General features: G+C 55.4%; 17 protein-coding genes. 15 read left to right on the top strand and 2 right to left on the bottom strand.

Features of this window, described 5'->3' with window-relative positions; all coding sequences use genetic code 11:
* Positions 1-2: 2 nt before the first annotated feature.
* The gene (amyA, locus tag ACLJNW_RS01780) at positions 3-1,487 is read left to right on the top strand and encodes an alpha-amylase (RefSeq protein ID WP_023204182.1); all 1,485 of its coding nucleotides are present in this window, start codon (positions 3-5) and stop codon (positions 1,485-1,487) included.
* A gap of 39 nt (positions 1,488-1,526) precedes the next feature.
* Here amyA and yedD read toward each other — a convergent pair whose 3' ends face one another.
* Positions 1,527-1,940 carry a lipoprotein YedD gene (gene yedD, locus ACLJNW_RS01775; protein WP_000754694.1) on the bottom strand — a complete coding sequence of 138 codons (414 nt, stop codon included), beginning with the start codon at positions 1,938-1,940 and terminating at the stop codon, positions 1,527-1,529.
* Between the two features lie 185 nt (positions 1,941-2,125).
* On the opposite strand from yedD, the gene yedE reads away from it, so the two are divergent.
* The 3 genes from yedE to ACLJNW_RS01760 all read left to right on the top strand — a co-directional run bounded on the left by yedE (position 2,126) and on the right by ACLJNW_RS01760 (position 4,213).
* Positions 2,126-3,331, top strand: a complete 1,206-nt coding sequence (gene yedE / locus ACLJNW_RS01770; RefSeq protein WP_001535233.1) for a selenium metabolism membrane protein YedE/FdhT — start codon at positions 2,126-2,128, stop codon at positions 3,329-3,331.
* Entirely contained in the window at positions 3,328-3,561 is a 234-nt protein-coding gene (gene yedF, locus ACLJNW_RS01765) for a sulfurtransferase-like selenium metabolism protein YedF (protein WP_000790504.1), read from the top strand. The genes yedE and yedF overlap by 4 nt, the downstream gene beginning before the upstream one ends.
* 265 nt (positions 3,562-3,826) lie before the next feature.
* Positions 3,827-4,213, top strand: a complete 387-nt coding sequence (locus ACLJNW_RS01760) for a hypothetical protein (RefSeq protein ID WP_000639596.1) — start codon at positions 3,827-3,829, stop codon at positions 4,211-4,213.
* A gap of 119 nt (positions 4,214-4,332) precedes the next feature.
* Here the strand turns inward: ACLJNW_RS01760 and fliE are convergent, their stop codons facing one another.
* Positions 4,333-4,647, bottom strand: coding sequence for a flagellar hook-basal body complex protein FliE (fliE, locus tag ACLJNW_RS01755; protein ID WP_000719036.1), 315 nt, complete (start codon positions 4,645-4,647; stop codon positions 4,333-4,335).
* Positions 4,648-4,863: 216 nt separating this feature from the next.
* Between fliE and fliF the strand changes: the two genes are divergently transcribed.
* The 11 genes from fliF to fliP all read left to right on the top strand — a co-directional run bounded on the left by fliF (position 4,864) and on the right by fliP (position 14,388).
* Complete coding sequence (gene fliF / locus ACLJNW_RS01750) at positions 4,864-6,546, top strand: flagellar basal-body MS-ring/collar protein FliF (protein ID WP_001276832.1); 1,683 nt, start codon at positions 4,864-4,866, stop codon at positions 6,544-6,546.
* A complete protein-coding gene (fliG, locus tag ACLJNW_RS01745; protein ID WP_000067735.1) occupies positions 6,539-7,534 on the top strand; it encodes a flagellar motor switch protein FliG in 996 nt (331 codons plus the stop codon). Before fliF ends, fliG begins: the two co-directional genes overlap by 8 nt.
* On the top strand, positions 7,527-8,234 hold the full coding sequence (gene fliH, locus ACLJNW_RS01740; RefSeq protein WP_000064158.1) for a flagellar assembly protein FliH: 708 nt from the start codon (positions 7,527-7,529) through the stop codon (positions 8,232-8,234). Before fliG ends, fliH begins: the two co-directional genes overlap by 8 nt.
* Complete coding sequence (gene fliI, locus ACLJNW_RS01735) at positions 8,234-9,604, top strand: flagellar protein export ATPase FliI (protein WP_000213257.1); 1,371 nt, start codon at positions 8,234-8,236, stop codon at positions 9,602-9,604. The genes fliH and fliI overlap by 1 nt, the downstream gene beginning before the upstream one ends.
* A gap of 21 nt (positions 9,605-9,625) precedes the next feature.
* Positions 9,626-10,069 (top strand): flagellar export protein FliJ, encoded by a 444-nt coding sequence (gene fliJ, locus ACLJNW_RS01730; protein ID WP_000046981.1) that lies wholly within the window; start codon positions 9,626-9,628, stop codon positions 10,067-10,069.
* Positions 10,066-11,283, top strand: coding sequence for a flagellar hook length control protein FliK (gene fliK, locus ACLJNW_RS01725; RefSeq protein ID WP_000631669.1), 1,218 nt, complete (start codon positions 10,066-10,068; stop codon positions 11,281-11,283). The genes fliJ and fliK overlap by 4 nt, the downstream gene beginning before the upstream one ends.
* Before the next feature lie 104 nt (positions 11,284-11,387).
* Entirely contained in the window at positions 11,388-11,855 is a 468-nt protein-coding gene (gene fliL / locus ACLJNW_RS01720; protein WP_000132169.1) for a flagellar basal body-associated protein FliL, read from the top strand.
* A 4-nt stretch (positions 11,856-11,859) separates the two neighbouring features.
* Positions 11,860-12,864, top strand: a complete 1,005-nt coding sequence (gene fliM / locus ACLJNW_RS01715) for a flagellar motor switch protein FliM (protein ID WP_000502811.1) — start codon at positions 11,860-11,862, stop codon at positions 12,862-12,864.
* Positions 12,861-13,274 (top strand): flagellar motor switch protein FliN, encoded by a 414-nt coding sequence (fliN, locus tag ACLJNW_RS01710; protein WP_001282115.1) that lies wholly within the window; start codon positions 12,861-12,863, stop codon positions 13,272-13,274. Before fliM ends, fliN begins: the two co-directional genes overlap by 4 nt.
* Positions 13,274-13,651 (top strand): flagellar biosynthetic protein FliO, encoded by a 378-nt coding sequence (gene fliO / locus ACLJNW_RS01705; RefSeq protein ID WP_000978276.1) that lies wholly within the window; start codon positions 13,274-13,276, stop codon positions 13,649-13,651. The genes fliN and fliO overlap by 1 nt, the downstream gene beginning before the upstream one ends.
* Complete coding sequence (fliP, locus tag ACLJNW_RS01700; protein ID WP_001253410.1) at positions 13,651-14,388, top strand: flagellar type III secretion system pore protein FliP; 738 nt, start codon at positions 13,651-13,653, stop codon at positions 14,386-14,388. Before fliO ends, fliP begins: the two co-directional genes overlap by 1 nt.
* The last annotated feature ends 4 nt before the right edge of the window (positions 14,389-14,392 follow it).

The following is a 14,392-nucleotide window of genomic DNA, read 5'->3' as shown; positions in this document are numbered from 1 at the left end:
AGATGAAAAACCCCACGTTATTGCAGTACTTCCACTGGTATTATCCCGACGGCGGTAAACTCTGGTCTGAGCTGGCGGAACGTGCTGATGGGCTGAATGATATCGGTATCAATATGGTCTGGCTACCGCCCGCCTGTAAAGGCGCCTCCGGCGGCTATTCCGTAGGCTATGATAGCTACGACCTGTTTGACCTCGGCGAATTTGACCAAAAAGGAACTATCGCGACAAAGTACGGCGATAAACGCCAGTTACTGACGGCGATAGACGCGCTCAAAAAAAATAATATTGCGGTGCTGCTCGACGTCGTCGTGAACCACAAAATGGGCGCAGACGAAAAAGAACGTATCCGCGTTCAGCGCGTGAATCAGGATGACCGCACGCAAATCGATGACAACATCATTGAATGCGAAGGCTGGACGCGCTACACCTTCCCTGCCCGCGCGGGCCAGTATTCCAACTTTATTTGGGACTATCACTGTTTCAGCGGCATTGATCATATCGAGAATCCCGACGAAGACGGCATTTTTAAGATCGTCAATGACTATACCGGCGATGGCTGGAACGATCAGGTTGATGATGAGATGGGTAATTTCGACTATCTGATGGGTGAAAATATCGATTTTCGCAATCACGCGGTTACGGAGGAGATTAAATATTGGGCTCGTTGGGTCATGGAACAAACCCACTGTGACGGCTTTCGCCTGGACGCGGTAAAACATATACCCGCCTGGTTTTATAAAGAATGGATTGAGCATGTACAGGCGGTTGCACCAAAACCGCTGTTTATTGTCGCAGAATACTGGTCGCATGAAGTGGATAAATTGCAAACGTACATCGATCAGGTCGACGGGAAAACCATGCTGTTCGACGCGCCGTTGCAGATGAAATTTCACGAGGCCTCGCGCCAGGGCGCGGAGTATGACATGCGCCACATTTTCACCGGCACGCTGGTAGAAGCCGACCCTTTTCATGCGGTGACGCTGGTCGCTAACCACGATACACAACCGTTACAGGCGCTGGAAGCGCCGGTAGAACCCTGGTTCAAACCATTGGCCTATGCGCTGATCCTGCTTCGTGAAAACGGCGTACCGTCAGTGTTTTATCCCGATTTATACGGCGCCAGCTATGAAGATAGCGGCGAAAATGGCGAGACCTGTCGGGTCGACATGCCGGTGATTAACCAACTGGATCGGCTGATCCTCGCTCGTCAGCGTTTTGCGCACGGTATACAAACACTCTTTTTCGATCATCCTAACTGTATCGCCTTTAGTCGCAGCGGTACTGAAGAGAATCCAGGCTGTGTGGTTGTACTTTCCAATGGCGACGACGGTGAAAAAACCCTCCTGCTCGGCGACAATTACGCTAACAAGACCTGGCGTGATTTTCTGGGAAACCGCAGTGAGCATGTTGTAACTAATGATCAAGGCGAAGCGACGTTCTTCTGCAACGCAGGCAGCGTCAGCGTGTGGGTCATTGAGGACGTATGATGAGCGTTCCCGGCGGCAGAGCGCTGCCGGGAAGCGAAATTACGGCAGCGGCGTCGGCAGCGGCGTTTTTTCTAACGCGGCGGCGCACTCCGGCGTCGGACGAGCGACCCGTTGCAGCGTCATGCCATCATATTCCAGAGTATTCCCGTCGCGCTCAATTTCATAGAGCTCACGCTTAACCGTAACATTGGTTAAGTCATCGGAGAGCATGGTCAGCTTGCCCGGCAGAGCAATAACGCGCTGCCACTGGCGGCAGTCCAGCGTATCGCCTTCTTTAGTCACCACCAGGCTGGCGATAGCTTCAGGGCTCACCAGCTTACGTTGCGGGCCTTTTGACTGCCAGTACCCTTCCAGACCGGCCGGCGCGGGCGTTTTCACCACATCATTATAGTTTTCCACCTCGGCGCATCCGGCCAGAACCAGCAATGCGCCAACGATCGCTACTTTTTTCATCATTCATCCTGCATCAGAAGAAAGAGGAATTGTGGCATTAAAGCCCTGACGCCGCCAGCCTTTCCAGGCGCTGGCCGCAATTTGATCCAGTCGGTATTACCGCTTATTAGGTGTAGGCAAATTCTGTGATCGGTGTAGTATGCGCACTTCTTGTTTCACACCTTCTGAGTTCAGAGGCTAAACACATGTCATGGCAACACTTCAAGCAAACCTGGTTAATTAAATTCTGGGCGCCGGCCCCTGCGGTGATCGCAGCCGGTATTCTCTCTACCTACTATTTTGGCATCACCGGCACGTTTTGGGCCGTGACGGGCGAATTTACCCGCTGGGGCGGGCAAATTTTGCAGCTTTTTGGCGTTCATGCCGAACAGTGGGGCTACTACAAGCTGATTCATCTGGAAGGTACGCCGCTGACGCGTATCGACGGCATGATGATCCTCGGCATGTTCGGCGGCTGTTTCGCCGCGGCGCTGTGGGCCAACAACGTAAAACTGCGTATGCCGCGCAGCCGAATCCGTATCGTACAGGCGGTGGCCGGAGGCATTATCGCTGGCTTCGGCGCGCGTCTGGCGATGGGGTGTAACCTGGCCGCCTTTTTTACCGGGATCCCGCAGTTCTCCCTACACGCGTGGTTCTTTGCGCTGGCGACCGCTATCGGCTCCTGGTTCGGCGCCCGCTTTACGTTGCTGCCGATATTTCGCATACCGGTGAAAATGCAAAAGGTCTCCGCGGCTTCGCCACTGACGCAGAAACCGGATCAGGCAAGACGGCGTTTCAGGCTCGGTATGCTGGTCTTTATCGGCATGATTGGCTGGGCGTTATTAACGGCAATGCATCAGCCGAAACTGGGGCTGGCGATGCTGTTCGGCGTCGGATTTGGGCTGCTGATCGAGCGCGCGCAAATCTGCTTTACCTCGGCCTTTCGCGATCTGTGGATCTCCGGACGCGCCCATATGGCGAAAGCGATTATTTTCGGCATGGCGGTCAGCGCTATTGGTATTTTCAGCTACGTGCAGTTGGGCGTTGCACCTAAAATTATGTGGGCTGGCCCGAATGCGGTCATTGGCGGACTGCTGTTCGGTTTTGGCATCGTGCTGGCGGGCGGCTGCGAAACCGGCTGGATGTACCGCGCCGTAGAAGGCCAGGTGCATTACTGGTGGGTGGGCCTCGGCAATGTCATCGGTTCGACCATCCTGGCTTACTACTGGGATGATTTCGCGCCCGCTCTGGCGACCAGTTGGGATAAAGTTAACCTGCTGAATACCTTTGGTCCGCTGGGCGGTCTGCTGGTCACCTACCTGTTGTTATTTACCGCGCTGATGTTAATTATCGGCTGGGAAAAACGTTTTTTCCGCCGTGCGGGGCTGACGCCTGCTAAGGAATCTGTATGAAAAATATCGTCCCTGATTACCGTCTGGATATGGTTGGCGAACCTTGCCCGTACCCGGCGGTCGCCACTCTGGAAGCGATGCCGCAGCTAAAAAAAGGTGAGATCCTGGAAGTGGTGAGCGACTGTCCGCAGTCCATTAATAATATTCCACTGGATGCGCGCAATCATGGCTATACGGTGCTGGATATCCAACAGGATGGCCCGACAATTCGTTATCTGATTCAAAAATAAGCGCATACTCCCGCTGTACGTTACGGCGGGAGACCTTTTTACGGCATAACCGGCAAAAATCTAAAACGCATAAAAGAAATCAGACAAGGTCGTCTTGTGCGCCGTGGCATAAATCTATTATATAACGTATACCGTTTTAATTTTGTTTGAGCCGATGAAAAACCCATGACTATTTTAAGCAAAACATAAAATAATTATTATTTTCCCTCTACGTCATAAAAGACTATCAGGTATTTATATTTTTACTCACTGACATTATCAGGTGATGATTTATTTATGCACAGCAGAAGCCAAAAAAATGATAAAAATTATTTTCATCTCCATTATTGGAGTCGTCTGTCTTGCCGCTGCCCGTTACTCACCCGTCACAGTGGTCAATGCACATCCGAGCGCCATTGCCCGCTGTCTCGCTGATAATCTGTCCCCGTATGGGTATATACTGGATCTCCATGAAACAGATATTCCAGGCATTAATAAAGAATTTACCGTGTATTATCGCAACGGCGCATATATTGCAGGAACATTCTGGATTGCAAACTCAATGACAATAGCATCAGAACGAATAGTAGGAATGAATGGCGTTAGTAAACAGGCGTACCCTATTTTTAATAAATCCCTGCAACAATGTGCAACCCGCTTATCAATAAAATGAGCGCGTCTCGCAAAAATAAGCCCACATAATCACGCACTGGTTGCATGGGCGTCGCGTCCCCCGCCGCTGACGTAGGTAAGCGCCCGGGAGTTCGCTGCGGATGGGTTGTCAGCCCTGGCTTAAACCTGCATGGACATGACTTCCTGATACGCGGCGACCAGCTTGTTGCGCACCTGAATCCCCATTTGCATGGAGACGGACGCTTTTTGCATATCGGCCATCACGTCATTAAGCGCAATGCCCGGCTCACCCAGAGTGAATTTTTCCGCCTGAACGCGCGCCGCCGCTTGTCTGTCGCTAATACGATCCAGCGCAGCATGTAGCTGGCCGGCAAAACTCACCGTCGACTGCGAGTGCGTGTCTTGCCCGCGCGCGGCCATCGCCGTCGCCTGTAACTGGCTAATAACCCCTTCAATCCCCTGTATTGCTGCCATGCTATTCCCCTGGATGATTTTTTACGCAGCAGAGATTACCAGTTTGTCAATAAGATAAAGGCGTTAAATAACGATAAAAAACCTCGGTTTTTAGCGCATAGAAAAATTCGAAACCACAAATAATGAGACCGTCAATTTTTCGAGTTTGCTGACCCGGGAGTGAGTCTTGTTCCACTTTGCAAAAAACGCCGTCCACGATCAGTCACGAGGTGCGAGATGAGTGCGACTGCATCGACTGCAACCCAACCTAAACCTCTCGAGTGGCTTAATCGCCTACGCGCGAATCCCCGAATTCCGTTAATTGTGGCGGGTTCCGCTGCCGTGGCGATCGTCGTTGCGATGGTGCTGTGGGCCAAAACGCCCGATTACCGCACGCTATTTAGCAACCTTTCCGATCAGGACGGCGGCGCGATCGTCGCGCAGTTGACCCAGATGAATATCCCCTATCGCTTTGCCAATGGCAGCGGCGCGATTGAAGTGCCCGCCGACAAAGTGCATGAACTGCGTCTGCGTCTGGCGCAGCAGGGGCTGCCTAAAGGCGGCGCGGTAGGCTTTGAACTGCTTGATCAGGAAAAATTCGGTATCAGTCAGTTCAGCGAGCAGGTGAATTATCAGCGCGCGCTGGAAGGTGAACTGGCCCGGACGATCGAGACGCTGGGGCCGGTAAAAAGCGCCCGCGTTCACCTTGCGATGCCAAAGCCGTCGCTATTTGTGCGGGAACAAAAATCCCCTTCCGCCTCCGTCACCGTCACACTGGAACCGGGACGGGCGCTGGATGAAGGACAAATTAGCGCCGTGGTACATCTGGTTTCCAGCGCTGTCGCCGGTTTGCCGCCAGGAAACGTCACTCTGGTCGATCAATCCGGTCATCTGCTCACGCAATCCAATACCAGCGGTCGCGACCTTAATGACGCGCAATTAAAATTTGCTAATGATGTGGAAAGCCGCATCCAACGCCGTATCGAAGCCATTCTGTCGCCTATCGTCGGGAACGGTAATGTTCACGCTCAGGTAACCGCCCAGTTGGATTTTGCCAATAAAGAACAGACGGAAGAGCACTACAGCCCGAACGGCGATGCGTCGAAGGCCACTCTGCGTTCACGTCAGTTGAATATTAGCGAACAGGTAGGCGCGGGCTATCCCGGCGGTGTGCCTGGCGCGCTGTCGAACCAACCAGCGCCGCCTAACGAGGCGCCGATCGCCACGCCGCCGACCAATCAACAAAACGCGCAGAATACGCCACAAACCAGCACCAGTACCAACAGTAACAGTGCTGGCCCGCGCAATACGCAGCGTAATGAAACCAGTAACTACGAAGTGGACCGCACCATTCGTCACACCAAAATGAATGTGGGCGATATTGAGCGTCTCTCCGTGGCCGTCGTGGTGAATTACAAAACGCTGGCGGATGGCAAACCGCTGCCATTAACCGCCGATCAGATGAAACAGATCGAGGATCTAACCCGTGAGGCGATGGGTTTTTCTGATAAACGCGGCGATACGCTAAACGTGGTGAATTCACCGTTTAGCGCAGTGGATAACACCGGCGGCGAACTGCCCTTCTGGCAACAGCAGTCCTTTATCGATCAGTTGCTCGCGGCAGGTCGCTGGTTGCTGGTGCTGGTGGTGGCCTGGATTCTGTGGCGCAAAGCGGTACGTCCGCAGTTGACGCGCCGCGTTGAAGAAGCGAAAGCGGCGCAGGAGCAGGCGCAGGTTCGCCAGGAAACCGAAGAAGCCGTGGAAGTACGCCTTAGCAAAGACGAGCAGCTCCAGCAACGCCGGGCTAACCAGCGTCTGGGCGCTGAGGTGATGAGCCAGCGTATTCGCGAAATGTCAGACAACGATCCGCGCGTTGTGGCGCTGGTCATTCGCCAGTGGATGAGTAACGATCATGAGTAATCTTAGCGGTACCGATAAAAGCGTCATTTTGTTGATGACCATTGGCGAAGACCGGGCGGCAGAGGTGTTTAAACACCTCTCAACCCGCGAAGTACAGGCGTTAAGTACGGCGATGGCTAACGTGCGTCAGATCTCCAACAAACAACTGACGGACGTACTATCAGAGTTTGAGCAAGAAGCGGAGCAGTTCGCCGCGCTGAATATCAACGCCAACGAATACCTGCGCTCCGTACTGGTTAAAGCGCTGGGCGAAGAACGCGCCTCCAGCCTGCTGGAAGATATTCTGGAAACGCGCGATACCACCAGCGGTATCGAAACGCTCAACTTTATGGAACCGCAGAGCGCCGCCGACCTGATTCGCGACGAACACCCGCAGATTATCGCCACCATTCTGGTCCACCTTAAACGCAGTCAGGCCGCCGATATTCTGGCGCTGTTTGACGAACGACTGCGTCATGATGTGATGCTGCGTATCGCGACATTTGGCGGCGTACAGCCGGCGGCGCTGGCGGAGTTGACCGAAGTGCTGAATGGCCTGCTCGACGGTCAGAACCTGAAACGCAGCAAAATGGGCGGCGTAAGAACCGCGGCGGAAATTATCAACCTGATGAAAACGCAGCAGGAAGAAGCGGTTATTACCGCTGTGCGCGAATTCGACGGCGAACTGGCGCAGAAAATCATCGACGAGATGTTCCTGTTCGAAAATCTGGTGGATGTGGACGATCGCAGTATCCAGCGTCTGCTGCAGGAAGTGGATTCCGAATCGCTGCTGATCGCTCTGAAAGGCGCCGAACCGCCATTACGCGAGAAGTTCCTGCGCAATATGTCCCAGCGCGCCGCCGATATCCTGCGCGACGACCTTGCCAACCGTGGCCCGGTTCGTCTGTCTCAGGTGGAAAACGAGCAGAAAGCGATTCTGCTTATTGTGCGTCGTCTGGCGGAAACCGGCGAAATGGTGATTGGCAGCGGCGAGGATACCTATGTCTAATGAATTGCCGTGGCAAGTCTGGACCCCCGACGATCTCGCCCCGCCGCCGGAGACGTTTGTGCCGGTTGAGGCTGATAACGTGACCTTGACAGACGATACGCCGGAGCCCGAACTCACTGCAGAACAGCAGCTGGAGCAGGAGCTGGCGCAGCTAAAAATACAGGCCCATGAACAAGGTTATAATGCCGGGCTGGCGGAGGGACGGCAAAAAGGACACGCGCAGGGATACCAGGAAGGGTTAGCGCAGGGGCTGGAGCAAGGACAAGCCCAGGCGCAGACGCAGCAGGCGCCGATTCATGCCCGTATGCAGCAGTTAGTGAGCGAGTTTCAGAACACGCTTGACGCGCTCGATAGCGTTATCGCCTCACGGCTGATGCAAATGGCCCTGGAGGCCGCACGTCAGGTCATCGGCCAAACGCCGGCGGTGGACAACTCGGCGCTGATTAAACAGATCCAACAACTGTTGCAGCAAGAGCCGCTCTTTAGCGGCAAGCCGCAGTTGCGCGTGCATCCGGACGACTTACAGCGGGTGGAAGAGATGCTGGGCGCCACGCTCAGTCTTCACGGATGGCGGTTACGCGGCGATCCAACGTTGCATCACGGCGGGTGTAAAGTCTCTGCCGATGAGGGCGATCTGGACGCCAGCGTCGCTACTCGCTGGCAAGAGTTGTGTCGCCTGGCGGCGCCGGGAGTGCTCTGATGACCACGCGCCTGACCCGCTGGCTTACCGCGCTCGACAACTTTGAAGCCAAAATGGCTTTATTGCCGGCGGTGCGTCGTTATGGACGTTTAACCCGCGCCACTGGCCTGGTACTGGAGGCCACCGGTCTCCAGCTTCCGCTGGGCGCCACCTGCATTATTGAGCGCCAGGACGGCCCTGAAACCAAAGAGGTGGAATCGGAAGTCGTCGGTTTTAACGGCCAGCGTCTGTTTTTAATGCCGCTGGAAGAGGTCGAAGGCATTCTGCCCGGTGCCCGCGTTTACGCCCGTAACGGGCATGGCGACGGTCTGCAAAGCGGCAAACAGCTACCGCTCGGCCCGGCCCTGCTTGGTCGGGTGCTGGATGGCGGCGGTAAACCGCTCGACGGACTGCCTGCGCCGGATACGCTGGAAACCGGCGCGTTAATCACGCCGCCGTTTAACCCGCTACAGCGAACGCCAATCGAACATGTGCTGGATACCGGCGTACGCGCTATCAACGCGTTGTTAACCGTAGGGCGCGGTCAGCGTATGGGACTCTTTGCCGGTTCCGGCGTTGGTAAATCGGTTCTGCTTGGCATGATGGCGCGCTACACGCGGGCGGACGTGATTGTCGTGGGACTTATCGGCGAACGTGGCCGCGAAGTTAAAGATTTTATCGAAAATATTCTCGGCCCCGACGGTCGCGCGCGTTCGGTGGTGATCGCCGCCCCGGCGGATGTCTCGCCGCTGCTGCGAATGCAGGGCGCCGCCTATGCCACCCGCATCGCCGAAGACTTTCGCGATCGCGGACAGCATGTGTTGCTGATTATGGATTCGCTGACGCGCTATGCAATGGCGCAGCGTGAGATTGCGCTGGCAATCGGCGAACCGCCAGCCACCAAAGGTTATCCGCCCTCGGTGTTCGCAAAGCTGCCGGCGCTGGTCGAGCGTGCCGGTAATGGCATCCACGGCGGTGGCTCTATCACCGCGTTTTATACCGTGTTGACCGAGGGGGACGACCAACAAGATCCCATTGCCGACTCGGCACGCGCAATCCTCGACGGGCACATTGTCTTGTCCCGCCGTCTGGCGGAGGCCGGGCACTATCCGGCCATTGATATCGAGGCGTCAATCAGCCGGGCGATGACCGCGCTCATTACCGAGCAGCACTATGCGCGGGTACGGCTATTTAAACAGTTGCTTTCCAGTTTCCAGCGTAACCGCGATCTGGTCAGCGTCGGCGCCTATGCCAAAGGCAGCGATCCGATGCTCGATAAAGCCATTACCTTATGGCCGCAACTGGAAGCGTTTTTACAGCAAGGCATTTTTGAACGGGCCGACTGGGAAGACTCTCTGCAGGCGCTCGATTTAATTTTCCCGACGGTGTGATAAAGCAGGAGGGCGACGATCATGGCACAACATGGCGCTCTGGAAACACTCAAAGATCTGGCCGAAAAAGAGGTAGATGACGCGGCGCGTTTACTGGGCGAAATGCGTCGCGGCTGCCAACAGGCGGAAGAACAGCTCAAAATGCTGATCGATTATCAGAATGAGTATCGCAGTAATTTGAACACCGATATGGGCAACGGCATCGCCAGTAATCGCTGGATCAACTATCAGCAGTTTATTCAGACACTGGAAAAGGCGATAGAGCAGCATCGCCTCCAGCTTACGCAGTGGACGCAAAAAGTCGACCTGGCGCTGAAGAGCTGGCGTGAGAAAAAGCAGCGACTTCAGGCCTGGCAAACCTTACAGGACCGACAAACCGCGGCAGCGCTGTTAGCTGAAAACCGCATGGATCAGAAAAAGATGGATGAATTTGCTCAGCGTGCAGCAATGAGGAAACCCGAATGATCACCCTGCCCCAACTGATCACCACCGATACCGACATGACCGCGGGTCTGACGTCAGGAAAAACCACCGGTTCAGCCGAGGACTTTCTGGCGCTCCTGGCGGGCGCGTTAGGCGCAGACGGCGCACAGGGCAAAGACGCCCGCATCACGCTGGCCGATTTACAGGCGGCAGGCGGCAAGTTATCGAAAGAGCTACTGACCCAACATGGCGAGCCGGGCCAGGCGGTGAAGCTTGCCGACCTGCTGGCGCAAAAAGCGAATGCGACGGATGAAACGCTTACCGATCTGACACAAGCGCAGCATCTACTGTCTACGCTAACGCCATCGTTGAAAACCAGCGCTCTGGCCGCATTGAGTAAAACGGCGCAGCATGATGAGAAAACGCCCGCGCTGAGCGATGAGGATCTTGCCAGTCTGAGCGCCTTATTCGCCATGCTGCCCGGACAACCTGTCGCGACGCCTGTCGCCGGAGAAACGCCGGCTGAAAATCACATCGCCTTGCCGTCACTGTTACGCGGCGACATGCCATCGGCGCCGCAGGAAGAGACACATACGCTCTCTTTTAGCGAGCATGAAAAAGGGAAAACCGAGGCGTCGCTTGCGCGCGCCAGCGACGATCGCGCCACGGGGCCAGCACTGACGCCGCTGGTAGTCGCTGCCGCCGCGACCAGCGCGAAAGTGGAGGTGGATAGCCCGCCCGCGCCAGTAACGCATGGCGCGGCAATGCCGACGCTCAGCAGCGCCACGGCGCAACCGCTACCTGTCGCCTCAGCCCCGGTACTCAGCGCGCCGTTAGGCAGCCATGAATGGCAGCAAACGTTCAGTCAGCAGGTCATGTTATTTACGCGTCAGGGACAGCAAAGCGCGCAGCTTCGATTGCATCCGGAAGAGTTAGGTCAGGTGCATATTTCGCTCAAGCTGGATGACAATCAGGCGCAGCTCCAGATGGTATCGCCGCACAGCCATGTCCGCGCCGCGCTGGAAGCCGCCCTGCCCATGTTGCGCACCCAGTTGGCGGAAAGCGGCATTCAGTTGGGACAAAGCAGTATCAGTAGCGAAAGCTTTGCCGGACAGCAGCAGTCTTCGTCGCAACAACAGTCTTCCCGCGCCCAACACACGGACGCGTTTGGCGCTGAAGATGACATAGCGTTAGCGGCGCCGGCCTCGCTTCAGGCCGCCGCGCGCGGCAATGGCGCAGTGGATATCTTCGCCTAACGCCAGAGGTAGCATGATTATCCGCGTCTTTTCCACGCTTTGTCGTGGACAGGACACGGGATAATCAGCCAATAAGCAGTACCGAAACAGGAAGCCCGTATCAGATGACTGACTCCGCGATTAACAAAAAGAGCAAACGCTCGATTTGGATACCTTTGCTGGTGTTGATTACCCTCGCCGCCTGCGCGACCGCCGGTTATAGCTACTGGCGTATGCAGCAGCAACCGACCACGAACGCTAAAGCGGAACCGGCTCCGCCGCCCGCGCCGGTATTTTTTGCGCTGGATACGTTTACCGTCAATCTGGGCGATGCGGATCGCGTGTTGTATATCGGCGTGACCCTGCGTCTGAAAGACGAAGCGACGCGCGCGCGATTAAATGAATATCTGCCGGAAGTGCGCAGCCGTCTGCTGTTGTTGTTTTCCCGTCAGAATGCCGCCGAGCTCTCAACAGAAGCTGGCAAACAAAAACTGATTGCCGCCATTAAAGAGACACTGGCCGCGCCGCTCGTTGCCGGACAACCAAAACAGGTCGTCACTGACGTGCTTTATACAGCTTTTATTCTGCGGTAACGATATGGGCGATAGTATTCTTTCTCAGGCTGAAATCGATGCGCTGTTGAACGGCGACAGCGACACCAAAGACGAACCCACTCCCGGTATCGCAAGCGATAGCGATATTCGCCCTTACGATCCCAATACCCAGCGTCGCGTCGTGCGTGAACGCTTGCAGGCGCTGGAGATTATTAACGAGCGTTTCGCACGCCAGTTCCGGATGGGATTATTTAACCTGCTGCGCCGCAGCCCGGATATTACCGTGGGTGCCATACGTATTCAGCCGTATCACGAATTTGCGCGTAACCTGCCGGTACCGACCAACCTGAACCTGATCCACCTGAAGCCGCTACGCGGCACCGGGCTGGTGGTGTTCTCGCCGAGTCTGGTGTTTATTGCCGTCGATAACCTGTTCGGCGGCGACGGCCGTTTTCCGACCAAAGTCGAGGGCCGCGAGTTTACCCATACGGAACAGCGTGTCATCAACCGTATGCTGAAACTGGCGCTGGAAGGCTATAGCGACGCATGGAAAGCCATTAATCCGCTGGAAGTGGAGTATGTGCGTTCCGAAATGCAGGTGAAATTTACCAATATCACCACCTCGCCGAACGATATCGTCGTCAATACGCCGTTTCATGTGGAGATCGGCAATCTGACCGGTGAATTTAACATCTGTCTGCCATTTAGCATGATCGAGCCGCTGCGTGAGCTGCTGGTGAATCCGCCGCTGGAAAACTCGCGCCATGAAGATCAGAACTGGCGTGATAACCTGGTGCGCCAGGTTCAGCACTCTGAACTGGAGCTGGTGGCCAATTTTGCCGATATTCCGTTACGTCTTTCCCAGATTTTGAAGCTGAAACCCGGCGATGTACTGCCGATTGAAAAACCCGACCGCATTATTGCTCATGTGGACGGCGTTCCGGTACTCACCAGCCAATATGGCACCGTAAACGGACAGTATGCGCTACGCGTAGAACATTTGATCAACCCAATTTTGAATTCGCTGAATGAGGAACAGCCCAAATGAGTGACATGAATAATCCGTCCGATGAGAATACTGGCGCATTGGATGATCTGTGGGCTGACGCGTTAAACGAGCAAAAAGCGACCACCACTAAAAGCGCCGCCGACGCGGTTTTCCAACAGCTTGGCGGCGGCGATGTCAGCGGTGCTATGCAGGATATCGATCTGATTATGGATATCCCGGTCAAACTGACCGTAGAGCTGGGCCGCACGCGAATGACCATTAAAGAACTGCTGCGTCTGACGCAGGGGTCGGTCGTCGCGCTGGACGGGCTGGCGGGCGAGCCGCTGGATATCCTGATTAATGGCTACCTGATTGCCCAGGGTGAAGTGGTCGTCGTGGCGGATAAATACGGCGTACGTATCACCGATATTATTACGCCATCCGAGCGTATGCGTCGTTTGAGTCGTTAATGATGAAGACAGAAGCCACGGTTTCTCAGCCCACCGCGCCAGCCGGATCGCCGCTCATGCAGGTGAGCGGCGCATTAATTGGCATTATTGCGCTCATTCTGGCGGCGGCCTGGGTGATTAAGCGTATGGGATTCGCGCCAAAAGGAAATAGCGTCCGGGGACTGAAGGTGTCAGCCAGCGCCTCGCTTGGCCCGCGCGAACGCGTGGTGATTGTCGAGGTCGAAAATGCGCGCCTGGTACTGGGCGTGACCGCCTCGCAGATCAACCTGCTGCACACCCTGCCGCCCGCGGAGAATGACACGGAAGCACCCGTTGCCCCACCGGCGGATTTCCAGAACATGATGAAGAGCTTACTCAAGCGTTCCGGGAGATCCTGATGCGCCGTTTGTTATTCCTTTCTCTGGCGGGTCTGTGGCTTTTTAGTCCCGCCGCCGCTGCGCAACTGCCGGGGCTTATCAGCCAACCATTAGCGGGCGGAGGCCAAAGCTGGTCATTATCCGTCCAGACGCTGGTTTTCATCACCTCGCTGACGTTTCTGCCGGCGATTTTACTGATGATGACGAGCTTCACGCGTATCATCATTGTTTTTGGCCTGTTGCGTAACGCGCTGGGCACGCCCTCGGCACCGCCAAATCAGGTGTTACTCGGGCTGGCGTTGTTTTTGACCTTTTTTATTATGTCGCCCGTCATTGACAAGATTTACGTGGATGCTTACCAGCCGTTTAGCGAGCAGAAAATTTCTATGCAGGAAGCGCTGGATAAAGGCGCGCAACCGTTACGCGCGTTCATGCTGCGCCAAACCCGCGAAGCCGATCTGGCGCTGTTTGCCCGTCTGGCCAATAGCGGTCCGTTACAGGGACCGGAAGCAGTACCGATGCGTATCCTCCTGCCCGCTTATGTCACCAGCGAATTAAAGACGGCGTTTCAGATCGGTTTTACGATTTTCATCCCTTTTTTGATTATCGACCTGGTGATCGCCAGCGTATTGATGGCGTTGGGGATGATGATGGTGCCACCAGCGACAATCGCCCTACCGTTTAAGCTGATGCTGTTTGTGCTGGTCGATGGTTGGCAATTGCTTATGGGGTCGCTGGCCCAAAGCTTTTACAGTTAGAGGC

Origin of the sequence: Salmonella sp. SAL4457 (assembly GCF_046548235.1) — a bacterium.
Taxonomy (GTDB): domain Bacteria; phylum Pseudomonadota; class Gammaproteobacteria; order Enterobacterales; family Enterobacteriaceae; genus Salmonella; species Salmonella enterica.
This window is presented reverse-complemented; position numbering and strand designations above follow the sequence as displayed.